We start from the raw sequence: 26271 nt of genomic DNA on the forward strand, positions 1-26271 counted from the left end.
GGCGCGAGGTGTCAGTGCCTCATGACCGCTTCCCACGCAGCAAAAGGTCGAAATCCTTCCGCACCTTTTGCGACGTCTCCTTGAGGTGCGCTTCCAGCACCCCGAAATCCGGCAGATCGGTTGCTGCCAGAAGAAGGTCGGCCAGACCGGGCGGCACATCGTTCTTGTCGAAGGCGCTGGTGAGGCACAACCTGATCATCTGGGTAACCGACAAATAGAGCGAATATGCGTCGCAGAGCTCGCGCGTCGTGGTCGCATCGGCATAGTCGGGCGCCAGCCGCGCCAGCGTCTCGGCGGTGCCCGGCGTGCGTTCGGCACCGGTGAGGCGGCCGGTGATCGTCGCCACCTGCGCGATGAATTCGAGATCGATCAACCCGCCCGGAATGAGCTTGATGTCCCACAGATCGTGCGCCGGCTTCTCCTCTTCGATCAGCTTGCGCATTTCGCCGGCATCGGCACGCACCTTGGCGGCATCCCGCGGCAAAGCCAGGATCGCGGCCACTTCCGCTTCGAGCTCCGCTCCCAGCGAGGCATCGCCGGCGATGGCGCGGGCGCGGGTCAGCGCCATCTGTTCCCAGGTCCAGGCCTCCTGGCGCTGGTATTTGCGGAACGAACCGACATGGGTCGCCACCGGCCCCTTATTGCCGGACGGGCGTAACCTGAGGTCGAGTTCATAGAGCACACCCTCGGCTGTCGGCGCCGAGACGGCGGCGATCAGGCGCTGTGTCATGCGCGCAAAGTAGTGCGACGGCGCCAGCGGCCGCTCGCCATCGGAATCCTCGGCATCCTCGTCGTGATCGTAGAGCAGGATCAGGTCGACATCGGAGCCGGCGGTCAGTTCGCGGCTGCCGAGTTTGCCCATGCCGAGCAAAGCGACGCGCCCGCCGGCGATGCGGCCATGACGTTGCGCGAATTCGGCGCTGACCGCTTCGAGTGCCGCGCCGATGGTGAGGTCGGCGAGGTCGGAGAAGGCGCGGCCGGCGCGCGTGGCGTCGATGGAGCCGGCCAGCAGGCGCACCCCGATCAGGAATTTCTGCTCGGCGGCGAAGATGCGCAACCGGTCGAGCACGTCCTCATAAGCGCGGTCACCATCGATGAAGGCGGCAAGCCGGGCAGACAAATAGGCGCGGTTCGGCAGTTCGGTCAAAAGTGCAGGATCGAGCAGCCCGTCGAACACATGTGGACGGCGCGTGATGATGGCAGCCAGCCGCGGTGCCGCGCCCATGATGGTCGCCATCAGCCGCAGCAGGCCGGGATTGGACTGCAGCAGCGAGAAAAGCTGGATGCCGGCGGGCAGGCCGGAGAGAAACTCGTCGAAGCGCATCAACGCCTCGTCGGCGCGGCGCGTCTTGCCGAAGGCTTCGAGTAGCGCCGGCGTCAGTTCGGTCAACCGCTCACGCGCTTCGGCCGAGCGCGTCACCCTGTAGCGGCCGAAATGCCAGGTGCGGATGACGCGGCAAATGTCGCTCGGGCGCTGGAAGCCCAGGCGATGCAAGGTCTGCAAGGTGTCGGGGTCGTCGACATCGCCGGTGAAGACGAGGTTGCCGACGCCGGCCGAAAGCTCCGGCGCCGCCTCGAACAAAGCGGCGTAATGACCCTCGACCTGTAGCAACGCGGCGCGAAAGGCTGCGGCGAAGGTCTCGGCGTCCTTGTAAGCCAGCATGCGGGCGATGCGCTCCAGCCCCTCGTCGTCCTCCGGCAGCATATGGGTCTGTTCGTCGGCCACCATCTGCACGGCGTGCTCGACCCGGCGCAGGAACCAGTACTGGTTGGCCAGCACGTCGCGCGCCTCGGCGGTGATCCAGTTGCGCCCGGCCAGTTCGCCCAGCATCGGCACGGTCTCGCGACCGCGCAGTTCCGGAAAACGGCCGCCAGCGATCAGCTGCTGGGTCTGCACGAAGAATTCTATCTCGCGGATGCCACCGCGGCCGAGCTTGACGTTGTGGCCCTTCACGGCCACCTCGCCATGGCCCTTATGCGCATGGATCTGGCGTTTGATCGAATGGACATCGGCGATCGCCGCGTAATCCATGTATTTGCGCCAGACATAGGGCTGCAGTTCCTTGAGGAAGGCTTCGCCGGCCGCAATGTCGCCGGCAACCGGCCGCGCCTTGATCATGGCGGCGCGTTCCCAGTTCTGGCCCCTGCCCTCGTAATAATTGAGCGCCGCCTCGACCGGGATGGCCAGCGGCGTCGAGCCCGGATCAGGACGCAGCCTGAGATCGGTGCGGAAGACATAACCGTGTTCGGTACGGTCCTGCAGGATGCGGACAAGGCGGCGGGTGAGCCGCGAAAACAGTTCCGTGGCGTCCAGCGGATCGATCACCGCCGGCGCGAAGGGGTCGAAGAAAACAACCAGATCGATATCGGACGAGAAATTCAACTCGTTGGCGCCGAGCTTGCCCATGCCGAGCAGGACCCAGCCGGATTTCAGCGTCGGGTTCTCGGGATCGACCAGCTTCAGCTTGCCCTGCCCATGCGCGTCGCGCAGCAGGAAATCGACCGCAGCGCGGATCGAGGCATCGGCCAGGCTGGAAAGGCGGCGAACGGTGAGCACCGTTTCAGAGACGCCGGCGAGCTCGGCAAGCGCGATCAGGAAATGCGCCTCCGCCTTGAACTGGCGAAGCTCCATCATCAGGCTCTGTTCCGAAACGCCCTCGGCACGGGGAGCCATAGCAATCGCCTGCCCGATCGCCGCGAGCCGCTCCTCGACGGTTTCATCGAACAGCGCGTCGAGTATCTGCGGCCGCCGCCGGGCGAGATCGCGCAGGAAGGGAGAAAGGTCGAAAACGGCGGCAAGGAAATCCTGCACAGGCCCCTTGGCGGACAGGAACCGGGCGAGACGCGGCAGCTCGTCCTCGGCTGCAGCGGCGGCAACGTCGGCCAGCTCGTCTTGCGCGTGCCGGGCATCCAGCGGCGAAAGCCGCGCCTTCGGCTCCAACCGCCACAATGCCTTGGTCTTTTCCTTGCCCGCCGCGACTGCCATCATTCCGTCTCTCCCCTAGAAACCTTCCCGCGCGGGAAAGCTCATGACGACGCATAGTCCGGGATCGGCGGGTTTAAGATCAAGGGTGCCCTTGTGGAATTTCATGATTGCCTTGGCGAGACTGAGCCCCAGCCCCGAGCCCGGCTGCGAACGGCTCTTCTCAAGACGCACGAAACGCTCGGTGGCCCGCGCCCGGTCGGCGTCGTCCGGTATGCCCTGGCCGTTGTCGGCCACTGACAGCATGATCTTGCCGGCGACGCGTTCGAGCGAAACCTTGACGACCGGCTTGGCGGTCGCGTCGGTCGAATATTTGATGGCGTTGTCAACGATGTTCGATAATGCCTGCCCGACGAGCTCGCGATTGCCGTCGACCAGATAGGGTCCGGTCAGCCCTGCCTCGATCATCACGCCGGCCTCCTCCGCCACGGGCTCGTAGAGCTCGACGACGTCGCGCACGGCGGCGGCGAGATCGACCTGCGTGACGTTCTCGGACGAATAACCCGCCTCCAGCCTGGAGATCATCAGGATGGCGTTGAAGGTTTTGATGAGCTGGTCGGACTCGGTGATCGTGCCCTCCAGCGCCGCCTTGTAGTCGGCGGCGCTGTGTTTGCCGGACAGCACGGCCTCGGCCCGGTTGCGCAGCCTGGTCAGCGGTGTCTTGAGGTCATGGGCGATGTTGTCGGAGACCTGCTTCAGCCCTTCGTTGAGCGTGGCGATGCGGGCCAGCATGGCGTTGAGGTTTTCCGACAAGCGGTCGAACTCGTCGCCGGCACCGGTAACCGGCAGGCGGCCGGTGAGGTCGCCGCCCATGATGCGCCGGCTCGCCTCCGAGACGTTGTCGATGCGTTTTAGTGCGGCATGGCCGACGAAGAACCAGATCGCCAGGCCACCCAGCCCCATCATGCCGAGCGTCAGCATGAGCGCGCGCCGCACGACGGAGCGGAACTGCTCCGGCTCGCCCATGTCGCGGCCGACCAAAAGAATCATCTGGTTGGGCAGGCGCACCACCAGCGCAATGGCGTTGTGCCCCTTGCTCTGCTTGGCCTGGGCAGCAGGATGGCTGCTGTCACCCGCCGCCTGCGACTGCTCACCACCGGTCTCGCCGTAGCGTTCGTAGGAGAACGGCAATTCGGTCCAGCCTTCGCGGGCAATCACGCCGGGTTCGATGCTCTGGACGTTGCCGGTCAGGATCTGTCCGTTCGGATCGGCGATCATGTAGAGATTGGCGCCCGGCGCCCGCGAGCGTCGCTCCACGGTGCGCACCAGGAAAGGCAGGCCGCCGCGCTGATAGGCGCGGGCAAGGCCCAGCGCTTCCTCGTTGATGGTCTCCTGCGTCTGCGAGGTCAGCATGCGCGCCGACAGCGAGGTCATGTAGAAGACCAGAAGCATGGCGCAGAGCGCGAACAGCAACAGATACAGCGCGGAGAGCCGCGCCGCCGTCGTCCTCATGATGGCCGGTAAGGTCAGCGCCATAGGCAGCTAGCCGCTCTTCAGCATGTAGCCGGCGCCGCGGATGGTGTGCAGGATGGGCTTCTCGAAACCCTTTTCGATCTTGCCGCGCAGCCGCGACACATGCACGTCGATGACATTGGTCTGCGGATCAAAATGATAGTCCCAGACATTTTCCAGGAGCATGGTGCGCGTCACCACCTGGCCGGCATGGCGCATCAGATATTCAAGCAGCCGAAACTCGCGCGGCTGCAGCACGATTTCCTTGCCCGCTCGCTTGACGGAATGGGACAGACGGTCGAGCTCGAGATCGCCGGTGCGATAGACCGTCTCGGTCTCCTTCGCGCCGGCGCGGCGGTTCAGCACCTCGACGCGGGCGAGCAGTTCGGAAAAGGCGTAGGGCTTGGTCAGATAGTCGTCGCCGCCGGCGCGCAGACCGGTGACACGATCGTCGACCTCGCCGAGCGCGGAAAGGATGAGGACCGGGGTGGCATTGCCGCGCGAGCGCAAGCCGGCGATCACCGACAGCCCGTCGCGGCGCGGCAACAGGCGATCCACCACCATGACGTCGTATTCGCCGGAATCGGCGAGCGCAAAACCGGTCTCGCCGTCGCCGGCGACATGGGCGGTATGACCCGCCTCGGTGAACGCCTTCTCCAGATAGTCGGCGGCCTCCCGATCATCCTCGATGATGAGAATCTTCATGGGATCGTTATACGCAATTTCGGACGCTCTGGCGGCAGTCATTGCAACATCCCTAAAGTTTTGCGGCAGCGGGCGACGAGGCCCGCTGCCGCCGAGGTCGGACACCGAAGACTGACAGACTGTTCCGACCAGGTTTCCTTTGCGGCGATCCGGGGGTGTGGAAACCGCCGCATCGGAAAACGGAAGACTATCAGCCCTTGGCGACCGGCAAGGTGATGAAGCGGTTGTTGTCGTTGCGGGTGATCTGCACCAGCACCTGCTTGCGGCCGGCCTTCTGGGCGTCGGTCATCGCCTTGCTGATGTCGGACGCCGCGGTGACTTCCTGCGAGTTGATCGCGGTGATCACGTCGCCGGCCTGGATGCCACGGTCGGCGGCATCGCTGTCGGGATCGACCTCGGTGACAACCAGACCCTTGCCGTCCTCGGACTTGGTGACGGTAAGACCGAGGTCGGTCAGCGAATTGTGGTCCTTGGCCGGCGCCGACTGCTGTTCGGCCGAGGCCATCTTGTCGTTCTTCGGCAGGGTGCCGAGATCGACCTTGATGGACTGTTCCTTGCCGCCGCGCCAGACGGTGACGTCGACGGACTTGCCGGGCTGGTAGTTGCCGATGGTGCGGGCCAGATCCTTGGTCGTCTCGACCGACTTGCCGTCGACCTGGGTGATGACGTCGCCGGCAACGATGCCCGCCTTCTTGGCCGGGCTGTTGTCCTGCGAACCAGCGACCAGCGCGCCCTTTTCACCCTTCAGGCCGAGCGATTCGGCGATGTCGGAGGTGACCGGCTGGATTTCGACGCCGAGCCATCCGCGCTCGATCGATCCGCCCTTCATCAGAACCTGCACCACATTCTTGGCGGTGGAGGCCGGAATGTCGAAAGCGATGCCGACGCTGCCGCCCGAGGGCGAGAAGATGGCGGTGTTGATGCCGACCACCTGGCCGTTGAGGTCGAAGGTCGGGCCACCCGAGTTGCCGCGGTTGACCGGGGCGTCGATCTGGATGAAGTCGTCATACGGGCCGGCGCCGATGTCGCGGCCACGGGCCGAGACGATGCCGGCGGTCACGGTGCCGCCGAGGCCGAACGGGTTGCCGACGGCCACGACCCAGTCGCCGACGCGGGTCTTGGCATCGTCGGCGAAGTCGACATAGGTGAATTTCTGTCCGCCGCCGTCGACCTTGAGCACGGCGAGGTCGGTGCGCGGGTCGGTTCCGACCAGCTTGGCGTCAAGCTCCTTGCCGTCCTTCATGACGACGGTGAAGGCGCTGCCGCCATCGACAACATGGTTGTTGGTGACGATGTAGCCGTCTTCGGAAATGAAGAAGCCGGAGCCCTGCGCCACCGGGCGCGGTTCGCGATTGGGGTTATCGCGGTGCTGGAAGCGGCGGCCGCCCTGGCCGTCGGGACCGCGGAATTCCTTGAAGAAGCGCTTCAGCTGCGGGTTGTCCTGGAAGAAGTCCGGACCGTCGAACGGGCTCGCCTGGCCGTCGTCTGCAGCGGGCTGAACCTTGGCCTTGACCTGAACGGAGACGACCGCCGGCGAGACCTTCTCGACGAGGTCGGCAAAACCCGCAACCTGGGGAGCCTGGACGCGCACGGCCTCGGCCATCACGGGGGCGGTGCCGGTGGTCACGGCGACGAAGCCGATCGCGCCGGCGATGGCCACGGAAGCAGCGGCAGCAGTCAGGCGCGAGCGGGTGCGGGAGGAAATGGGGGAAGCAGTCATCGGTCTGTTGTCCTTTTGCACGCAGGTGCCAAAAGCACCCTTCGAACAAAAGGAATAAGATCGCCGACATTACGGCGCCATTTCCGGTGCATGAAATTTTGGTAATCTTGGGCGGTTGCCCGACGCTTCAATCCTGCTTCAGGATGGCGTCCAGCCTGGCCTTTTCTTCGTCGGACAGGGCTGCGGTCTCGGGCGCTTTGCGGCGGCGCGCGGCGCGCACCATGAAGGCGCCGCCGACGACCAGCAGCAGCACCGGCGCCCCCCACAGCAAGGCGTTGCGCCATTCGAAACGGGGTTTCAGAAGGACGAACTCGCCGTAGCGCGACACGACATAATCGATCACCTGCCCGTCGCTGTCGCCCGCCTTCAGCCGGTCGCGCACCAGGATGCGCAGGTCGCGCGCGAGGTCCGCGTCGGATTCGTCGATCGACTGGTTCTGGCAGACCATGCAGCGCAGGCCGGACGACAACGCACGGGCGCGAGCCTCGAGCGCGGGATCGGACAGAACCTCGTCCGGCTTCACCGCAAGGGCAGTGCCGGATGCCAGAACGCCGAGCACCAGCACGCATGCCGCCAGCGAACGAACGATGCCGGCCACGGGCTTCACGACAGACTTCCGGCAGGCACGGTCTTGGCCTTGCGTTTGGCAGGCGCGCCGACGCGCAGGCGGCGGTCGGCCAGCGACACGGTGCCGCCCGCCATCATCACCACCCCGCCCAGCCAGATCAGCGTCACCAGCGGTTTCCACCAGATGCGCACGACAACCGAGCCGTCCGCAGCCTCATCGCCCAGCGAGATGTAGAGCTGGTTGAAGCCGATCGTCTTGATGCCGGACTCGGTAGTCGGCATCTGGCGCGCCGGGTAGAATCGCTTGGCCGAGCTGATTTCGCCCGTCACCTGGCCGTTCGCGCCGATGAGTTCGAAGCGGGCGCGATCCTCGCTGTAGTTCGGTCCCTTCATCGGCATCAGGCCGTCGAAGTGCACGACACGGCCGGCGATCTCGACGGTCTCCTGCGGACGCATCGTCAGAATATGCTCGCTGCCGAACCCCAGTGTGCCGACAATACCGATCAGCGTGATGCCGAGGCCGGCATGGGCGAGCGCCGTGCCGAACACCGAACGGGGCAGGCCGGCAAAGCGGCGCAGCATGATCGGGAATGTCACCGAACCGAAGCCGGATTTGGCGGCGAGATCGGTCAGCGCGCCCATGATGAGCCAGAAGGACAGGCCGGCGCCGAGCGCGGCAAGGGCGGAACTGCCGTCGATGAAAACGAGCGTGACAATCGCTGCCAGCAGCGCCGCGCCAAAGGCGGCCATCAAACGCTGGGCGGCGGCCAGAATATCGCCGCGCTTCCAGGCCAGCAGCGGGCCGAACGGCACCAACAACAGCAGCGGCAGCATCAAAAGGCCGAAGGTCAGGTTGAAGAACGGTGCGCCGACCGAGATTTTGTCGCCGGTAAGCGCCTCCAGCCCCAACGGATAGAGCGTGCCGACCAGGACGGTGGCCGCCGCCGTGGTCAGGAACAAATTGTTGAGAACCAGCGCGCCCTCGCGCGAAATCGGCTGGAACAGCCCGCCGGCCGTCAGCGAAGCGGCGCGCAGGGCAAACAGCGCCAGAGACCCGCCGATAAAGAACAAAAGGATGCACAGGATGAAGACGCCGCGCGAAGGGTCGGTGGCGAAGGCATGCACGGAGGTGAGCACGCCCGAACGCACCAGGAAGGTGCCCAGCAACGACAGCGAGAAGGTGAGGATAGCGAGCAGCAGCGTCCAGATTTTCAGCGCCGAACGCTTTTCCATCACGATGGCCGAATGCAGCAGCGCCGTGCCGGCCAGCCACGGCATGAAGGAAGCGTTCTCGACCGGGTCCCAGAACCAGAAACCACCCCAGCCCAGTTCGTAATAGGCCCAGTAAGAGCCCATGGCGATGCCGCCGGTCAGGAAAATCCAGGCGACCAGCGTCCACGGCCGCACCCAGCGCGCCCAGGCGGCATCGATGCGTCCGTCGATCAGCGCGGCGACCGAGAAGGAGAAGCAGATCGAGAAGCCGACATAGCCGAGATAGAGCAGCGGCGGATGAATGGCGAGGCCGAGATCCTGCAGGATAGGATTGAGATCGCGCCCTTCCACCGGCGCCGGCGACAGCCGCGCGAAGGGATTGGACGTGGTCAGGATGAACAGGAAAAAGGCGGTGCCGATCGAACCCTGCACGGCAAGCACATTGGCTTTCAGCGTCGCCGGCAGATTGCTTCCGAAGGCCGCGACCAGCGCGCCGAAGAAGGTGAGGATGAGCACCCACAAAAGCATGGAGCCTTCGTGATTGCCCCAGCTTCCGGTGATCTTGTAGATCATCGGCTGCAGGGAATGCGAATTCTCCCAGACATTGACCACCGAGAAATCGGAACCGGCATAGGCCGACACCAATGCGGCGAAAGACAGCGCGGTCAGCGCGAAGCCGGTGATCGCGGTCGGACCGCCTACGGCCATCATGCGCTCATTGCCGGCGCGAGCGCCCACCAGCGGCACCACGGTCTGCACCAGCGCCAGCGCGAAGGCGAGTACGAGGGCGAAGTGACCGATCTCAACCATGGCGGCGTCCGCTATTCACTCTTCGTCTCCTGCCACACGCCCTTGGCCTTCAGCCCGTCGGCGACTTCCTTGGGCATGTAGCGCTCGTCGTGCTTGGCCAGCACGCTGTCGGCCACGAAAGTGCCATCCGGACCAAACGCGCCTTCGGTGATGACGCCCTGCTCCTCGCGAAACAGGTCGGGCAGGATGCCGGTATAGGTGACCTTGACCGAATTGTGCGTGTCGGTCACCGCGAAGGAAACCGTCGTCCCCTGCCCGCGCAGGATCGTGCCCTTCTCCACCAGCCCGCCCAGCCGGATGCGCTGGCCGGGCGCCAGATTGGCGGCGGCGATATCGGCAGGCATGTAGAAATAGGACGCCTTCTGACCGAGCGCATAGAAGGTCAAGCCGGCGGCCAGCGCCAGGAAACCCAGCCCCGCCACGATCACCGACAGCCTTTTCTGCTTGCGTGTCATGATCCCGTTTCGCCCCTACTCTGTCGCCGTCAGGCCGAGCGTGCCGGCAAAGGCGGTGAATTGCTTGGCCTCCGGGCTGTCGGCACCGAACACGGCAATGCCACGGCGCAGCGCGGCACGCGCCTCGTCGGGCTTGCGCAACACGGCATAAGAACGAATGAGGCGCATCCACCCTTCCGCGTCGCGTGGATTCTGCTTCAGTTTTTCATCGAGGCCGGCAACCATGGTCTCGATCATCGCGCTGCGGTCCTCGTCGGAAAGCGAGGAGGCTGCGGCCACTTGGTCCTCGCTCGGCCCTGCGGCCGGCCGCGAACCTTCAGCGGCCAGCGCCTGGCCGACGGCGCGACGCCACGGCGAATCCTGAGGCAGCGATGCCTGCATCTTCTGCAGCATGGCCACGGCCTCGGGCTTGCGACCCTCCTGCGACAGCGCCAATGCGAGATAGAAATTCGCCTTGGGGTTGGCGGGCTCAAGCTTGAGGGCTGCCTCAAACACCGCCTGTGCCTCGGCGGAGACGACCCCGCCGGCGCCATTGACCATGGCTTCGCCAAGTCCGGCCTGGCGCGCAGCCGTTTCGCCTGCCAAGCGAATGGCATTGCGGTAGGCGGTGACGGCATCGGGGAAACGACCGATCCTGAGATAGATCGGGGCCAGAACGTCCCAGCCACGGCCATCCGACGGGTTCTTCGTCAGATGCGCCTCGGCGCGCGCGACAAGTTCGTCCACCGAACTGTCGGCCGGGTTCTTCGCCAGCCGCTCGGCGAGCGGTTGGGACGGCAGATCGGGCGAACCGATACGGCTGTAGATGCCCCAACTCAACAGCGGCACGGCCAGCACGGCGGCCATCGACAACAGCCCCGCCAGCTTCGGCATCGTACCAGGCGCGGCGGCCGCCGTCTCGCCAGTTCCCAGCCGAATGATGCGGCGGGCGATTTCGGCGCGCGCCTGCTCGGCCTCGACCGGCTGGATCAGCCCGCGGGCGAGATCGCGGTCGAGTTCGGAAAGCTGGTCGCGGTAGACTTCGAGGTCATGGGCGTCCTGCGAATCCCGCTCCTTCGCGCTCCCCGCGAGGGGCAGCAGCACCGCCAGGCTCGCACCCAGCGTCAGCACCGCGGCTATGACCCAAAACAGCATGGAACTTCCAATAGCGGTCCGGCTTCGTCCTGCCAACACAAGCGTCCTGCGACGCTTTGACAGAATTACGGCCGGCCGCACTTGATCGAGCGCAAACGCTCAATCGAAATCGGACATTCGAAGCAGTTCGAGCGCCTTCACCGCAAATCAAATTGTCGGAGCGTCCTTTTGCGCGTCCAAAAAGGAGGCGCGGCGCTCCAACGTCAGGTCAGCGGCGTCCACGACCCGTCGGTGTTGCGGCAAGCCGTGCCACGGGCGATCTGGCCGTTGCCGCCCGAATAGACGGTGTGGCGATACTGGCGGCAGTCCTGCGAGCCGACGCGATAGGGCTGCGCGGCAACCACTTCGCCATAGCGCCCTCCCTGGTCGCTCTTCCAGGTGACCGTCTGGCCGCTGGCGGTGTATTCGAGCGCCTTGTATTCGGCCTCCAGCGCCTTGCGCTTGTCGGCCGCGGTCAAGCCGGAGCCGATATTGCCACCGATCAGGCCGTCACCCAGTTCCTCGAGCACGGTCGATGTGACCGAACCGCTGTCCTTGCCGGCTTTCGGCGCGGTGTCCGAACCATTGCCGGTCAACCCGGTCGTGGCGCAGCCGGTCAGCAGCAACATTCCGGCAACGAAGCCAATGCGAATCGTCATTCTCTCAAAAGTCCCCTCTTCGCCACGCACTGGGCGACGGTCGCGGCGATAGTGCCGATATTGGGCTGAAATTGGGCCGCATGCCAATCCCATAACTCTGTTCCTCACCGGACACTTCGCAGGCGCACAATCGCCTTGAGCCCACCGAGGTCCGAACGTTCCAGCGCGAGGCTGCCGCCATATTCGTTGACGAGGTCGGCGACGATGGCCAGACCAAGCCCCGTCCCGGGCTTGGTTTCATCGAGGCGTTTGCCGCGCTGCAAGGCATCGCGCGCCTTGTCTTCCGGGATTCCGGGGCCATCATCCTCGATGAGTATTTCGAACGGTTCGCCGCCTTCGCCACCCGTTGCCAATGGCCGGACCGTGACCCTGGCCGCGCCATTCGCCCACTTCATCGCATTCTCCAGAAGGTTACCCAAAACCTCCTCGAGATCCTCGCGCTCGCCGGCAAAAATAATGCCCTCCGGCGGCAGTGATAGCGACAGCGCGACGTTGGGATTGAGCTTCTGCATCACCCGCACCATGCGCTCGGCCAGTGGCGCCACCGGGGTGCGGTAGACGACGCTGTCGCGCTGCGCGGCGATGCGGGCGCGCTGCAAATAGTGCTCGACCTGTTTCTGCATCGAGGCCGCCTGGCCGGCGATCAGCTCGCCTTTCGGCCCGCCCAGCGCGCGGCCCTCGTTCAGCATCACGGCAAGCGGCGTCTTCAGCGAATGGGCGAGATTGCCGACCTGCGTGCGCGAACGTTCGACGATGCGTTTGTTGTTCTCGATGAGCGCGTTGGTTTCGTCGGCCAGCGGCTCGATTTCGGACGGAAAACGGCCGTCGAGCCGCTTCGCCGTGCCTTCCCGTACCATGGCAAGGGCGGCGCGCACGCGCCGCAGCGGCTGCAGGCCGAACAGGATGGCAATGGCGTTGATGGCGATCATGCCAACGCCGAACAGCGACAGGTAGGTGAGCAGCCGGCGCTGGAAAGAGCCAATCTCTTCTTCCAGTTCGCTCTTGTTGCCCATGACGCGGAAGCGGGCGATGTGGTTCTTCGAATCGAGCACGAATTCGCTCTCGAAGATTTGCAATTCCTCGCCTTTCAGCCCGTGAGCAGCGTAGCTGCGCTGGAAGCTGGAATTGAACGGGACGTCGCTGATGCTCGGCGAGGGAATTGCCTGCACCATGGAGGACGAACGCAGATGGCCGCCGACGCCGTCCGACGCAGGCTCCACCGACCAGTACCAACCCGAAAACGGTTCGGAAAAGCGCAGGTCGCCGAGATCCGGCGCGCCGATCAAAACGCCCTTGTCGGAAATGCCGACCGAGCCGATCAGGTTGAAGAGATGGGCTGAAAGCAGGCTGTCGAAGCCGCGTTCGCTGGCCTGGCGATAGAGCGTCGTGATCAGGGTGAAGATGACGACCAGCGTCAGCACGGCCCACATCGAGGAAAAGGCCACGACGCGAAAGGTCAGCGAGCGCAGCCAGAACCGCAGCGGCGCTCTCGTCTTGACCCGTTTGGTGGGAAGCGGTTCCGCTTTACGCCTCCGGTTCACGCATGCGGTAGCCCATGCCGCGCACGGTCTCGATCATGTCGACGCCCATCTTCTTGCGAAGCCGGCCGACAAACACTTCGATCGTGTTGGAATCGCGGTCGAAATCCTGATCGTAGAGATGCTCGACCAGTTCGGTGCGCGACACCACCTCGCCCATGTGGTGCATCAAGTAGGCAAGCAGGCGAAACTCGTGCGAGGTGAGCTTCAGCGGCACGCCGTCGACATCGGCTTTCGAAGCCTTGGTGTCGAGGCGCAGGGGACCGCAGGTCAGTTCCGACGAGGCATGGCCGGCGGCCCGGCGGATCAGTGCGCGCACCCTGGCCAGCACTTCCTCGATGTGGAACGGCTTGGTGACATAATCGTCGGCGCCGGCGTCGATGCCGGAAACCTTGTCGCTCCAGCGGTCGCGCGCCGTCAGTATCAGCACCGGCATCTTGCGGCCATCGCGGCGCCAGCGCTCGACCACGCTGATGCCGTCCATCTGCGGCAGGCCGATATCGAGCACGACCGCGTCATAGGGCTCGGTGTCGCCGAGATAATGCCCTTCCTCGCCGTCATAGGCGCGGTCGACCACATAGCCGGCATCGACGAGTGAATCGGCCAACTGCCGGTTCAACTCCTTGTCGTCCTCTACCACCAATACGCGCATCGTGCCTCGTGTCGTTGCTTTCGGTTGCTGAGATATAAGCCGATTCCGGCGGTAAGACGACCGCTCAGCCCTGCGGCACCACCACTTCGGCCCGGCGCGGGCGTTCGCCTTCCTTGCCTGGCACGAGGATGACGACCACGCAAACCGGCTGCCCGCCACGCGTTGACGGCGAGGCTTTGGCGAGCGTGCCGCCGTTCTGCGCCGCGACCTCTTGGCCGATGGCGTAGCAATCGGACGCCACCGTCAAAACCTGGCTGGGGCTGTCGAGAGGGGTGATCGGAAGCGCCCCTGCCGGCGGCACTGCAAACAGCCCGCTGGCGCCGAGCGCCAGCACAATCGACCGGAGATTGGAACGAAAGCTTTTCATGGTGCCCTTACTAGCGCACCGGGGCTGAACACGAAATGAACACCGGCGGCTGCGTCCCCTTTGACCTCGCACCATCGCGGCCGGATGGCGAGTTGCAGGAAGCTTAACCTATGCGGTCGGTGGCGGACAACCGGCCAAACAGGGCCACCAGCCCGGCGATCGCGCCGACGCCTTGCAGCAAGGCGTCGGTCAGCGCCGTTTCGTCGACCTGTTCAGGCGAAGCGCCAGCCAGTCCGGCGGCGCCGGTCAGGATGGTCACCAGCGCCGCCCAGATGGTGCGGGAAAGATACCAGGGTTTCATCGTTTTCATCTTCGTTCCTTTCGACGGAAAGTAGAGCTCTCAGGCAATGGAGAGGCGCTTGGAGACCGGTACGCCCCAACCTGCGGTGACGCTGAACTGCCGCACCGTGACATCGATCGCGGCAGGCGGCGCGGTGAAGTCGGCAACGATCATGGCCGCCTCGTAGAGCCAACGCGGTTCCGCGGTGACGACCGTACGCACCGGCATGCCGCCAGGCGCCGCAATCTCGACGCGATATTGTTCGACGGCTTCGCCGAGCGGGATGTCGCTCGCATCCCAGCCATCGGCGTCAACACGGCCACGGCGGATCCAGGAAAACACCACGTCGGCGCCGGCTCGCCGTGCGCGCAGATGCACTGGCGCCAGTGGCAACGCAGCCCGCTGGCCGCCGACAGCCGTGCTCTCGGCAACATTGAGGCCGGAACCGTCCAGGCCGGTCGGCCCGACCCGCCAGTTCAGCACGAGGCCAACTTCGCTGGAGCGCAGGCCGGCCGGCACGACCGCGTCGTCCAGCAGGACAAAATCCGCGCCTTCGGCGGCGCCGGCGGCCATCGCGTCCGAGGTGCCGAGCTGGCCACGCAGCAGACCGGACAGTCGCCAGAGCTGCGGCTCGATTTCCGTGGCCTGCTGGAATTGCAGAACTTCCCACACCCCGACCGTCGACCGCACCGCCGCCGCGTTGGCGCCGTTGAGCATTTGCGCCACGCTGATGCTCTCGGCCTGGCGATCGAAAAGCTCGACGAAGATCGCCCCGGCACGGTCGATACGTCCCTCGAAACCGGGGGCGAGCGGGGCGGTCAAGCGGCCCAGAACCGCCGATTTCGCCACCATGGCGCGCGCGGTGAAACCGGTCGTCTCCGGCGATGCGGAGAGCGCCTGCGTCCGCCACGGCTTTTGCCAGACCGCAACACGAAGCTGGTCGTGCAGGCTGCCCTCGCCGACACCCGCCGGCAGATCGAGAAAGACCGCGTGCGGTCGTCCTGACACGATGACCGGCGGAACCGGCGGCCTCGGCACGACGCTGCGCCAGCGCGGCACCGCACCGCGCGCGATCTGCCTTGCCGAGACGCGGCACACCAGCCCATCCTCGACGCCCGTGACCAGGAATTCGGACGGATTTCCCGAGGCAGGCAGCGTCACCACGGCGCCGGGCGCAAGTGCGTCGTCGGGCATGGCCACCGAAAAGCCGATCGTCTCGCGCTCGTACCAGGTGCGGCGCAGCCAGTCCTCGGCCAGCGCCTGCCCCTGCCCCTTTTCGAGCACTCCGGAAAACGACTGCACCTGCTGGCGGGCGCCGGCCGCACCCTGCCGCGCGAAGCGTGCGGTTGCGGATTGGTAGTCCGAGAAAGGATCACGAAACGCCAGCAGCGCCTCGGCGGGCAGTTGCTGGTCGGGCACGCGCATGGTCTCGACCGCCGGACGGTCGTCGTCCAGCACCAGTTCTGTTACCGACACAGCGGCGCCAGCCTGGCCCGCCTGCCGGAACACCAGCCCGTCGGCCTGTTCGATCACTGTCAGGTCGAACAGATCGACCAACGGTTCGAGGCTTGCCCTCGCCGAGGACGGGTCGTCGACGACATAGCCATGCACGACGCCGTCGGCGCCGGAAACGTCGGCAGCCGGCAAGCCGTGATCGGCCAGGACGGCGTTGATCAGCGCGCCGAGGTCCGGGCTCGCCAATCGTCCGTTCAGCCAGTGTCCACGCTCCCAGTTGACGCCGTCCGACCACACATCGGCGCGCTGCGGAAAAGCCGGAAACGGCCGCGCGTCCCACGCCCACAGATAGATGCGCGACAGATCGAGCATACGCCCGCCATAGGCTGGCGAAACCGGGTTCCAGGCCTGCTGGAAGCCGGGCCCAGCCGCATCCCAATGCTGCAGATGGGCCTCGATGAACCGGCGCTGGGCGATGTCGGAGCGGCTGCCGTCGGAAAAATAGGGAGCGGCGCTCTCCACCGATTTGGGATCGGGAAAGACATTGGGCTGGTTCGGGCCCTTGTCGGTCGCCGGGCATCCAAGCTCGTCACACCACGCGGCTGAAAATTGCGGCCCGCGCAGGCTCTCCGGATCTTCCGAGGAGAACAGCTGCGCCACCGCGCCGCTCGGCCACAACAGCCGCCGGCGCGTCGGCTCGAAACGCGGCCGGTCCTCGCGGGCGATGGTGAGGATGCCGGAAGGCCCCTCCACCATCACCTCGCGCGCATCGCCCAGCGTTTCGCCCACCAGCGCGATGCGGTCGTAGCGATTGCCGAACTCGGCGAAGGGCGGCAGGCACCGCGCCAGCGCGGTCGCCCATTCGGCGCCCAGCCTGGTCTTGCCGGAACCGCGCCCGCCGGTGACCAGCCAGGTCGCCGGCGTCGGGCGCCCCACCGGATATTGCACGCCATGGGCGCTCAGAAACCACTCATGCCATGCCAGCTCGGCGCCCCGCAGGCCGACCTGGCTCGTCATCCAGTAACGATTGATCCGCGACCATTTCGGCCGCCATCCGGGTGGCAAGTTCGACAATGCGTTCATTGATGCGTCCAAGAACCTCCGCGAGGTCTTCATTGCGCTTGATCTGGCTTTCCCTGGCGATGCCGCCGGTGCGCAAAATCTCGGCGATGCGATCCAGCGCGCGGATGGCGGCCGTCAGCGCATCGAAGCGGGCCTTGTCGATGTTCTCATTGGCCAGCAGTGCGCTGCACAACGTCTCCACCCGCTCCAGCGCCTGCGCCGCGATGGCTTGCACGCGCTCAGCCGCGTCGGTGCTAGGTCGCCGCGCGTGTGCCCAGCCTTCGCGCTCGGCCTGTTTCTTCAGCGCCTGCAGCGAGCGGCCGGACGCATCGGCCAGAAGATCGAGCGTCACCCGTGCGCCTTCCGCCAGCGCGCGCAACGCCCGCTGTTTCGCGTTCGGTCTCGAACTCGGCATTGCTTTTCCTGAAAACGGTCGGAACCTGACGGTTACTCAAAGTGCGCCGGCAGCCGAACAACCATGCAGGTGCCGCGCGCCGGCATCGTCTGGTGCTGGTGCAGAGACCGGCAGGCTAGATATTAAGGGGAAATCGCCGGGGCGCCGCTGCGCCACCTACACTTTTCCGACGATAACCAAATCCTAGCAAAGCATCGTAACGGTGTCAAGGACTATTTTCCTATTTTTTGAAAATGGCCGTTCATCACCGTTTGTCGTCGTAAGCCCGCAATTGGCGGCGGCACTTCGAAACGGCCTGATGGTCGCGCGCTTCTGGCACGGCGATCTCCGTGACCTTCCTCACATTCAGTCGGGCGGTTTCCGTTGTATGGAAATCCCGCTTGGGGGAAGCGTCATGTCCAACATCGATATCCTGTTCGCCGTGGCCGGCACCGTCCTGGTCGTGCTGGCGATCATCCTGATCCTGAAGAAGCTGGAAGTTTCGGCCGGGCATTCGGCCATCATCGTCATCGGCGCGGCGCTGCTGGCGCTGCCCTATGTCGCCAATTTCGAATGGACCGGAAGCGGCATCAGGTTCACCACCCGGGACCAGGGCTCGCAACTGGCCGAGCAGATCGCCGCCAACAGCGCGCAACTGGCCAAGATCAACGCCGATATCGCGGGCGTCGCCGACGCGTTGAAATCGTCGAACGAGCGCATAGCGGCGATCGAGGCCAAGCAAGGCGGCAGCGCCACGCAACCGCCCGTCAAGCCAATCAATCCCGCCTTCTTCGACAGGCTTATCCAGGAAAACAACAACGCCAAGCTGTTGACCAACCGGCGCCTGCAGGACCTCGACATGCTGAAACAATCGCTGTCGGTTGGAAACTGATCAAATTCAGCGCTTAGCTGGTCGCTAATATCGTTTATCCCTAATGGTTTGCCTTTACCCTCCCTTCACCAATCGCGCGTCCAATGGCTGAGCCCTTGCCAGTGCCGCAGCAATCGACGAATAGTCGGCCCTGACCGCCGAGAGGGCGCCGTCCGCGTTCCCGTTTGCGCGGCGAACGCGTATAATCCGATCACCGCGCAACCATCCGAAGCCAGTAACCGTCCTCGATGAGCAATTCCCAGGAACCGCGCAAGAAAAGAGGCCCGATCGCCGCCTGGTTCCTGTCGTTGGATGCCTGGCTCGATTCCAGCCTCTACGAGTTGCGCTACCGGGCCGGCGAGTTCTGGGAAAGCGCCACCATCTTCTTCCGCCGCTTCAAGGTCAAAGGCTGGCGGCGCTGGCTGGTCGAGATCCTGTCGGAAGGCTTTACGCTCGGCACCGGCGGCGCCGTCGTCATGCTGGCGCTGGCGCTGCCGGCCTTCCAGGAAACCAAGGGCGACTGGCGCGCCCAGGGCGACTTCGCCGTCACCTTCCTCGACCGCTACGGCAACGAGATCGGCCAGCGCGGCATCATCCAGCGCGATTCCGTGCCGGTCGACCAGATGCCCGACCATGTCATCAAGGCTGTGCTGGCGACCGAGGACCGCCGCTTCTTCGACCACTACGGCATCGACGTCCTCGGCCTGATGCGCGCCATGACCGAGAACGTGCGCGCCAATTCGGTCGTCCAGGGCGGTTCCTCGATCACCCAGCAATTGGCCAAGAACCTGTTCCTCACCAACGAACGCACGCTGGAGCGCAAGGTCAAAGAAGCCTTCCTGTCGCTCTGGCTGGAAGCCAATCTTTCCAAGAAAGAGATCCTGCAGCTCTATCTCGACCGGTCCTACATGGGCGGCGGCACCTTCGGCATCGAGGCGGCGGCCGATTTCTATTTCGGCAAGAGCGTGAAGGACCTGACACTGGCGGAATCGGCGATGCTGGCCGGCCTGTTCAAGGCGCCGACCAAATACGCGCCGCACGTCAACCTGCCGGCGGCGCGCGCCCGCGCCAACGTCGTGCTCAACAACATGGTCGAAAGCGGCTTCATGTCGGAAGGCCAGGTGCTGCAGGCAAGGCTGCATCCGGCCAATGTCGTCGACCGCGGCGAGCGCAAGAGCCCGGACTATTTCCTCGACTGGGCCTTCGACGAGGTCAAGCGCATCGCACCCAAGGGCACGCATTCGCTGGTCGCCCACACCACGTTCGACGCCAACATCCAGGACGCCGCCGAGGAATCTGTCGAGTTCCACCTGCGCCAATACGGCAAGGACTATCGCGTCACCGAAGGTGCGGTCGTGGTCATCGAGACCAATGGTGCCGTGCGCTCCATCGTCGGCGGCCGCGACTACGGCGCCAGCCAGTTCAACCGCGCCACCAAGGCGCTGCGCCAGACCGGCTCGTCGTTCAAGCCCTATGTCTATGCGACCGCTATGGAGCATGGTTTCACGCCGGAATCGGTGATTTCGAGCGCGTCGGTCAGCTGGGGCAACTGGACGCCCAAGAATTACAGCGGTGGTTTCGGCGGCAAGATCACGCTGCTCACCGCCTTCGTCAAATCCATCAACACCGTGCCGGTGCGGCTGGCCAAGGATTCGCTGTCGATCCCGCCGATCAAGAAGATGGCCGAGGACATGGGCGTGGAATCGCCGCTGGAATCGCACAAGACCATGGTGCTCGGCACCTCCGGCATGACGGTGATGGACCAGGCGACCGGCTATTCGGTCTTCGCCCAGAACGGCTTTGTCGGCACGCGCCACGGCATCACCCAGCTCGTCACTCACACCGGCCAGGTCGTCTACGACTGGGCCAAGGACGCGCCGCCGCCGCGCCGCGTACTGTCGGAAAAGGCGCTGCATTCGATGAACTCGATGCTGGTGCAGGTGCCGGTCATCGGCACGGCCCGCCGCGCGGCATTGCCCAACATCGTTTCGGGCGGCAAGACCGGCACCACGCAGAGCTACCGCGACGCCTGGTATGTCGGTTTCACCGGCAACTACACGGCTGCGGTCTGGCTCGGCAATGACGACTTCCGCCCCACCAACAACATGACCGGCGGCTCGCTGCCTGCGATGATCTGGCAGCGGATGATGGTCTATGCGCACCAGAACATCGACCTGAAGCCGATCCCCGGCATCGACCAGCCCTTCGTCGACAAGACGGTGGCGGCCAAGACCGAGCCCGAGAAGAAGCCGGCAGCCGACGACCAGGCCAAGGTGGCCGCCGAGCGGCCGCCCGTTCTGTCCAGCCGCACCACGCAGACCCTGCGCACGCTCAGCAAGACCTTCGAGGATGCGCCGGTGCTCACCCCGCCTACCAAACCCGAAACGCTCTCGGCGCTGTGAAGCAGCCCACAGCCTTGCACCAGCCCCGCACCGCCGCTATGCCGGCCACCATGTCGCAATGATCCCCTGCCCTGACGAGCCTCCATGCTGAAGAACGCATTGCTGACGCTTCTGGCTCTCGCCATCGCCATCGGGTTGGGCGGCGGCAGCGTCTGGTACGCGCTCGATGCCCAGAGCGGCGGCGGCGCCATCCGCATCGGGCCGTGGACGGCCTTTCCCGATATCGGCACAGCGGAGGCCGATCCCTATTCGCAGGCGCGCGTGGCCCGCCAGGGCGCGCTGGCGCTTGGCCGCGCCGAGGGTCTTTCCTTCGTCGCCGAGGCCGATTCCAACGGCGAAAGCCTGCGGCGCGAATGCAGCTACACCATCGAAGGCAGTTTCCCGACGGCGCGGTTCTGGACCCTGCACGCCGCCGACCAGGCGCTTGACCCGATCGTGTCCGGCCGGCCGCGCCAGGCGGCGCTGCAGTCGCACGAGATCCTGCGCCAGGCCGACAATTCCACCGTCATTACGGTGGCCAGTAACGCGGCGCCCGGCAACTGGCTTCCCGTCGCCGGCGCCGGTCCGCTGCGCTTCGTGCTCAATTTCTACGACACGCCGATTGCCGCCTCGACCGGGCTCTCCGACGTCAAGCTGCCGGCCATCCTGAGGATCGGCTGCGATGGCTAGGCTGTTCCACGCCATCCTGCTCGGCCTCGTCGGCGCGGCCATCGTACACATCGCCGTGCTTTTGCTGGTGCCGACGTTTTCCGAGCGCGACGCCTGGTCGAACCTGGCGATGAAGTCGGATTTCTACACCATGGCCCGGCTTGACGCGGATGCCGGCAGTCCGGCGCCGGTGAAGTCGATCGATCCGCAATTCTACGCCGCCGCCTGCCGCTTCGACCTCGCCGACGGCATGATACAGCTGACCGCGCCGGGCTCGGTGCCGTTCTGGTCGGTCTCGGTCTACGACCGCAACGGCCACAACATCTACAGCTTCAACGATCGCAGCGCGACAAACGGCCAGTTGGATGCGGTGGTGCTGACGCCGGCGCAGATGATCGAGGTGCGCAAGGCCCTGCCCGACGGGTTCCAGGGCTCGATCTTTGTCGAGGCGCCGATTGAGGAAGGCATCGTGGTGGTGCGCGCCTTCGTGCCGGATGAAAGCTGGAAGCCGGCGGTGGCGCGTTTCCTCGATCAGAGTTCCTGCGAATTGCAGCAATTCTGATCGGAAAGCGACTTACGCCGCCTCAGTGGCGCGGCTTCGACGACGGCGCGCCTTGCGTGCCCGTCTCGGCGCCCGATGCCGTTGCCGCACCTTCCTGCGGCCGCTCGTAGCGCACCCCTGGAAAGATGATGACGGACGCGGCCGTATCAACGCTTCGCGGAAGTCTGTTTGGTGCCGCGTTCCGCGGCTGGAAAGACAGTACCTGTCCCATGGTTCGCGCATTCCTCTCGGTTCGACCCAGAGCACAAACGCAACGCCTACAGGGTTGATTAGGCGCCTAGAGGGTTAACGGAGCGCTAACGGATCGCGGCTAATTTGATGCTTGTTCGCGCGCCCTCGGCCGGACTGTTGTCCGCGTCGGGATCGGAGCGCCGTGTGTTTGTACAGGCGTAACTCGTGTCATCTTCTGACTTCCGGCATATCGCGGTGCGGATGGAAACGGGAAAGGCCGAGCGGCTTTTCCGGGCCGCCATTTCGGCGTTCTGCTCGCTGCCGCGCCCGTCGCGCCGCGAGATAGCGCAGTTGGAAGACCTTGCCCTGCCATTGTTCGACGATACGCCCAATGAGGCGCTGCGCTTCGGCGCAGCCGCCCTTTCGGAAACCGAATACGCGCCGCGCCAATTGGTGCTCAGGCTTGCCGACGCCAAGGTCGATATCGCGGCGCCGCTCCTGATCCGCTCGCGGGCGTTGACGGATGTTGACCTCATCGCCCTGATCGGCCGTCATGGCTTGCCCCATGCGCGCGCCATCGCCCGCCGCAAGGACCTCAACCCCGCGATTTCGCATCTGATCCGCGCACTGGAACGGCCAGCACAGGGCCGGTCGCGCGAGATGCGCGATACCGCAACTGAGGCGCCTGGACCGGCCAAGCCCATGCCTGGCCAGGCGGCCGAGGCGGTGCGCCAGCGCCTGCGCGCGGTGATGGCCGACCCTAACAACACCGCCACCACCGCTCCGGCCAGAGCCGACACCAATCCCTACCGGAAGCTGCGCGACATGGCGCTGAGCGGCAACGCCGCCTTCTTCAAGACCGCGCTCGCCGACGCGTTGCGGATCGACTTCGCCACGGCGCATTCGATCGCGGCGGCGGACGACTATTCGCGGCTGCTCACCGCACTGCGCACACTCGAACTCGGCGACGACCACGCCTTCCTGATCGCCGTGGCGGTCTTTCCCGGCCAGTTTCCGCATCCGCAGTCGATCCGCCTGTTCCTCGACCGCTACAGGTTGCTGCCGTTGGACGTGGCGCGCGGCCAGCTGGCGCAGTGGCAGGCCGAGGCGCTGTCGCCGGGCCTGCGCGACGCGCGCGAGACAACCGCCAATTCCGACACGCCGGCGGCAACGCAGCAGGGCAAGCCGGCGTTCAAGGCGTCCTGATCGCGATCAGTTCTTCCACCGGTTCCGAACCCGGCTCGATCTCGACCACCCAGATGTCGGGGTCGAACTTCTTCTCCCGCTCCAGCCTTTTGATGACGACCTCCTCGTCCAGCGTCGTCTCGAGTTTGCCGAACAGGCGCTCGTCGGGCCGCGCGTTGTCATAACTGGTCTGCGGCGCCGGGCCGTAGAGTGTCACCTCGCCGAAGCGATCGCGCGTCAGCACGAAGACGGCGCCCGCCTCGGTGGCGCCGCGCTGGAGGATCGCCGCGAAGCCGCTCGACGAAAAGGCCCGGCGCACCAGCGCCGACACCCACAGGTCGGTGGTCACACGCATGGGCGGGCTCCGCGAGAAGCGGATTGCGGGAAATGCTTTTTCATAGGTGATTGCTGTAGCAGGGCGTGCGCTTGTGTCCAGCGCATGGTCCGTCGCCGTTTTGCCCGCGGGCGGAGAACCCGACCTCAGTTGGTCAGGCCGATCTCGCGCATCTTGGCATAGACCACTTCGTCCGGCTCGCCGGTTTCGGGCAGTCCGAACAGCGACTGGAACTCGCGAATGGCGGATTTGGTGCGGGCGCCGATGACGCCGTCCATCTTGATGTCGTTATTGCCGAAGGCGCGCAGGCCCGCCTGGATCTTGACGAGGCGGGCGTCGGTCTTCTGCTGATCCGTCATGGCATTGGCCGGCGCCGGTTTCGGGACCGTGCCTGTGGTGTCGCTGCGCGGCGCCGGTTGCGGCACCACCGAGGCGGTGGTGGCAATGCCGAGATGGTCGAGCAACGCTCCGTCGATGGCGCCGGAAACAGAGAGGCCCATCTTCTGGCGATAGGTCTCGATCGCCTTGCGCGTCGCCGGCCCGGTCAGGCCGTCGACGGTACCGTCGTAATAGCCGATCTCCTTCAGCACGCCCTGCACCCGCTGCACGACCGGATCGCTCTTGGCGACTGCCTGCTGCGAAGTGGCGGGGACTGCCGCCGCATTCGGGTCGGGTCGCTCAATGTTGATGGTGGTCTCCGGCTCCGGCACGGCCGGTACCGGGAATTGCTGGAAGCTGCGCGTGGCAAAGAAGGCGCCGGTGTGCAGGCCCGGCTGATACCACAGAGCGTTGGCCGAGACGTAGAATAGCGTCACCAGGAAGGCGGTCGAGCCACCGACCAGGACAGGGTTGTTGGCGATCATCTCGCCCAGCGCCGCGGTGCCGGTCTGCAGCATGCCGGGGCGCTTGTTGCGGGCGCCTTTCCTAGGCTGTTTTGCGGAGCGAGCCAAGGCCGGCCTCCTTTTCGTTCCTTGGCTGGGTCAACGGCAGCACGGTCGACTTGGGGGCATTCCCCTTCGGACCATCCACCGGCAGGCTGATGGTCACCTTGGTGCCCTCGCCCGGCGCGCTTTCGACCGACATCGTGCCTTCGTGCAGGCTGACGAGGCCCTTGACCAGCGACAGGCCGAGGCCGGTGCCTTCGAAGCGGCGTGTATAGTCGTTCTGGATCTGCATGAACGGCTTGCCGAGATTGCACAGATCCGCCTCGGCTATGCCGATGCCGGTATCGCTCACCCAGAAATGCAGGCGCGAACCGATGCGGCGCGAACCGATCGAGACCGCGCCGCCGTCCGGCGTGAACTTGACGGCGTTCGAGGTCAGGTTGATGAGGATCTGCTGCACGGCGCGGCGGTCGGCGTTGATCTCGCCCGAATCGGCGGCGATCTGCGTGGTCAGCCGGATGTTCTTGGCCTCGGCCTGCATGTGCATCATCGACTGGCACATCTCGACGGCGTCGACGAAGCGGAACGGCTCCGGCTGCGCCGAATAGGCGCCCGATTCGATGCGCGACACGTCGAGGATCGAAGTGACGACGGCGAGCAGATGGTGGCCGGAATCGCGCACCAGCTCGACATATTCCTTCTGGCGCGGGTCCTTGAAGCCGCCGAATATCTCGTTCAGCAGCATGTCCGAGAAGCCGATGATGGCGTTGAGCGGCGTACGCAACTCGTGGCTGACGGCGGCCAGGAACCTGCCTTTGGCGACATCGGCGCCAGCCGCCGATTCACGCGCGCCGGCCAGCGCATGCTTCAGGTCCTGCATCTCTTCGTTCGAGCGCAGCAGCGCGACGAAACCATCGCCGGCGCGCATCAGGTCGAGCCGGAACGGCTGGTGGTTGGAGGCGCCATCGCCCGCCTCGCCCCTGGGGAGGCGCACGCGCATCTCGACGCTGCGCAGCGCAGCGCCCTCGCGCATGTCGGCCAGCGACGACAGGTAGGCGACGCGGTCGGCCAGATGGATGCGGTCGAACAACCCGTTGCCGGACAGGAGTTCAGGCGCGAGCTTCAACAGCCCGCGCGACTGCGCCGACGCTTCCAGCACCTCGCCGTTCTGCGCCAAACGCAGCACCACGGCGTCGATAATGTCTTCCAGGCGCGTTGCCTCCGGCGTCGCGTCGTCATCGGCGAGCGACCGTCCGAGACCGCGAACGCGCGGCAGCCAGGTCAGGCCCCAGGCGACCGGGAACAGCCAGTGCCAGGCGGTCGGTGCTTCCACCGGCAGCAACGGCGCCAGGGCGAATTGCAGAACGAGCGCGGCGAGCGCAGCCGCGAGGCCAATGCCCGCGGCGCGGCGCGAATTGCCAATCCAGAAAGCCTCGGCCGACAGGGCCAGCGCCAGGATGACCAGCGGCGACGCGAGACCGCCACCGGCGGCGACCAGGCCGGCAAGGCCGACGGCGCCGGCGCCAAGTGCCACGCCAGCGGCCGGCATCAGGCGGCCCGTGGCAGCCACCAGCAGTGCGGTGAACCAGGACAGACCGAAGATCGCGAAAATGGTGGCAACGGTGACATCGGCACCCAGCCTGGCGGTGACCAGGACAACGGCGGCGCTGGCGAACAGGAAAGGTGCCGCCAGCATCAGGCCGATGAAACGGCGCTGGCTGCGGCGGGCGGCCTGATCGGTAACGCCAGCATGCACCAACCGCTCGCAGCCTGCGGCCACGGCGTCGGGC

General features: G+C 65.5%; 23 protein-coding genes. 5 read left to right on the forward strand and 18 right to left on the reverse strand.

Translation table 11 applies throughout. The features are described 5' to 3' along the window. Positions 1-19: 19 nt before the first annotated feature. From FZF13_RS27535 to FZF13_RS27605, 15 genes are all read right to left on the reverse strand, one after another. A complete protein-coding gene (locus FZF13_RS27535; RefSeq protein ID WP_137901063.1) occupies positions 20-2986 on the reverse strand; it encodes a bifunctional [glutamine synthetase] adenylyltransferase/[glutamine synthetase]-adenylyl-L-tyrosine phosphorylase in 2967 nt (988 codons plus the stop codon). A gap of 15 nt (positions 2987-3001) precedes the next feature. Then, positions 3002-4459 (reverse strand): sensor histidine kinase, encoded by a 1458-nt coding sequence (locus FZF13_RS27540; protein WP_024925482.1) that lies wholly within the window; start codon positions 4457-4459, stop codon positions 3002-3004. A gap of 6 nt (positions 4460-4465) precedes the next feature. Then, positions 4466-5140, reverse strand: a complete 675-nt coding sequence (locus FZF13_RS27545; RefSeq protein ID WP_024925483.1) for a response regulator transcription factor — start codon at positions 5138-5140, stop codon at positions 4466-4468. A gap of 190 nt (positions 5141-5330) precedes the next feature. Then, the gene (locus tag FZF13_RS27550) at positions 5331-6860 is read right to left on the reverse strand and encodes a Do family serine endopeptidase (RefSeq protein ID WP_024925484.1); all 1530 of its coding nucleotides are present in this window, start codon (positions 6858-6860) and stop codon (positions 5331-5333) included. A 127-nt stretch (positions 6861-6987) separates the two neighbouring features. After that, positions 6988-7458: a cytochrome c-type biogenesis protein gene (locus tag FZF13_RS27555; protein WP_373426409.1), complete on the reverse strand. Its 471-nt coding sequence runs from the start codon at positions 7456-7458 to the stop codon at positions 6988-6990. A 5-nt stretch (positions 7459-7463) separates the two neighbouring features. Next, positions 7464-9449: a heme lyase CcmF/NrfE family subunit gene (locus FZF13_RS27560; protein WP_024925486.1), complete on the reverse strand. Its 1986-nt coding sequence runs from the start codon at positions 9447-9449 to the stop codon at positions 7464-7466. An 11-nt stretch (positions 9450-9460) separates the two neighbouring features. Beyond that, on the reverse strand, positions 9461-9904 hold the full coding sequence (gene ccmE, locus FZF13_RS27565; protein ID WP_024925487.1) for a cytochrome c maturation protein CcmE: 444 nt from the start codon (positions 9902-9904) through the stop codon (positions 9461-9463). A 15-nt stretch (positions 9905-9919) separates the two neighbouring features. Beyond that, the gene (gene ccmI / locus FZF13_RS27570; protein ID WP_024925488.1) at positions 9920-11038 is read right to left on the reverse strand and encodes a c-type cytochrome biogenesis protein CcmI; all 1119 of its coding nucleotides are present in this window, start codon (positions 11036-11038) and stop codon (positions 9920-9922) included. A gap of 203 nt (positions 11039-11241) precedes the next feature. After that, on the reverse strand, positions 11242-11676 hold the full coding sequence (locus tag FZF13_RS27575; protein ID WP_024925489.1) for a hypothetical protein: 435 nt from the start codon (positions 11674-11676) through the stop codon (positions 11242-11244). A 104-nt stretch (positions 11677-11780) separates the two neighbouring features. Continuing rightward, complete coding sequence (locus tag FZF13_RS27580) at positions 11781-13217, reverse strand: ATP-binding protein (protein WP_024925490.1); 1437 nt, start codon at positions 13215-13217, stop codon at positions 11781-11783. Beyond that, complete coding sequence (locus FZF13_RS27585; RefSeq protein ID WP_024925491.1) at positions 13201-13866, reverse strand: response regulator transcription factor; 666 nt, start codon at positions 13864-13866, stop codon at positions 13201-13203. The genes FZF13_RS27580 and FZF13_RS27585 overlap by 17 nt, the downstream gene beginning before the upstream one ends. Before the next feature lie 64 nt (positions 13867-13930). After that, entirely contained in the window at positions 13931-14233 is a 303-nt protein-coding gene (locus FZF13_RS27590; RefSeq protein WP_024925492.1) for a hypothetical protein, read from the reverse strand. 103 nt (positions 14234-14336) lie between these two features. Further along, a complete protein-coding gene (locus FZF13_RS27595) occupies positions 14337-14543 on the reverse strand; it encodes a hypothetical protein (protein ID WP_024925493.1) in 207 nt (68 codons plus the stop codon). 30 nt (positions 14544-14573) lie between these two features. Then, positions 14574-16985 (reverse strand): baseplate megatron protein TIM-barrel domain-containing protein, encoded by a 2412-nt coding sequence (locus FZF13_RS27600; RefSeq protein ID WP_024925494.1) that lies wholly within the window; start codon positions 16983-16985, stop codon positions 14574-14576. After that, positions 16939-17382 (reverse strand): hypothetical protein, encoded by a 444-nt coding sequence (locus tag FZF13_RS27605; protein WP_137900964.1) that lies wholly within the window; start codon positions 17380-17382, stop codon positions 16939-16941. Before FZF13_RS27605 ends, FZF13_RS27600 begins: the two co-directional genes overlap by 47 nt. Before the next feature lie 457 nt (positions 17383-17839). On the opposite strand from FZF13_RS27605, the gene FZF13_RS27610 reads away from it, so the two are divergent. The 5 genes from FZF13_RS27610 to FZF13_RS27630 all read left to right on the forward strand — a co-directional run bounded on the left by FZF13_RS27610 (position 17840) and on the right by FZF13_RS27630 (position 23284). Further along, positions 17840-18316 carry a hypothetical protein gene (locus FZF13_RS27610; protein WP_024925496.1) on the forward strand — a complete coding sequence of 159 codons (477 nt, stop codon included), beginning with the start codon at positions 17840-17842 and terminating at the stop codon, positions 18314-18316. Between the two features lie 227 nt (positions 18317-18543). Next, positions 18544-20697, forward strand: coding sequence for a transglycosylase domain-containing protein (locus FZF13_RS27615; protein WP_024925497.1), 2154 nt, complete (start codon positions 18544-18546; stop codon positions 20695-20697). A gap of 84 nt (positions 20698-20781) precedes the next feature. Next, the gene (locus FZF13_RS27620) at positions 20782-21366 is read left to right on the forward strand and encodes a DUF1214 domain-containing protein (protein ID WP_024925498.1); all 585 of its coding nucleotides are present in this window, start codon (positions 20782-20784) and stop codon (positions 21364-21366) included. Beyond that, complete coding sequence (locus FZF13_RS27625) at positions 21359-21907, forward strand: DUF1254 domain-containing protein (RefSeq protein WP_024925499.1); 549 nt, start codon at positions 21359-21361, stop codon at positions 21905-21907. Before FZF13_RS27620 ends, FZF13_RS27625 begins: the two co-directional genes overlap by 8 nt. Positions 21908-22303: 396 nt before the next feature. Continuing rightward, positions 22304-23284, forward strand: a complete 981-nt coding sequence (locus FZF13_RS27630; protein WP_024925500.1) for a DUF2336 domain-containing protein — start codon at positions 22304-22306, stop codon at positions 23282-23284. On the opposite strand, the gene FZF13_RS27635 is transcribed toward FZF13_RS27630, so the two are convergent. From FZF13_RS27635 to FZF13_RS27645, 3 genes are all read right to left on the reverse strand, one after another. Beyond that, positions 23271-23618 (reverse strand): DUF1491 family protein, encoded by a 348-nt coding sequence (locus FZF13_RS27635; RefSeq protein WP_024925501.1) that lies wholly within the window; start codon positions 23616-23618, stop codon positions 23271-23273. The two genes, FZF13_RS27630 and FZF13_RS27635, sit on opposite strands and share 14 nt — an antisense overlap. A gap of 125 nt (positions 23619-23743) precedes the next feature. Next, positions 23744-24547, reverse strand: coding sequence for a peptidoglycan-binding protein (locus tag FZF13_RS27640; RefSeq protein ID WP_024925502.1), 804 nt, complete (start codon positions 24545-24547; stop codon positions 23744-23746). Continuing rightward, entirely contained in the window at positions 24522-26240 is a 1719-nt protein-coding gene (locus FZF13_RS27645) for a sensor histidine kinase (RefSeq protein WP_024925503.1), read from the reverse strand. The genes FZF13_RS27640 and FZF13_RS27645 overlap by 26 nt, the downstream gene beginning before the upstream one ends. Positions 26241-26271: the final 31 nt, after the last annotated feature.

The organism is Mesorhizobium terrae (assembly GCF_008727715.1).
GTDB classification, from domain to species: Bacteria; Pseudomonadota; Alphaproteobacteria; order Rhizobiales; family Rhizobiaceae; genus Mesorhizobium; species Mesorhizobium terrae.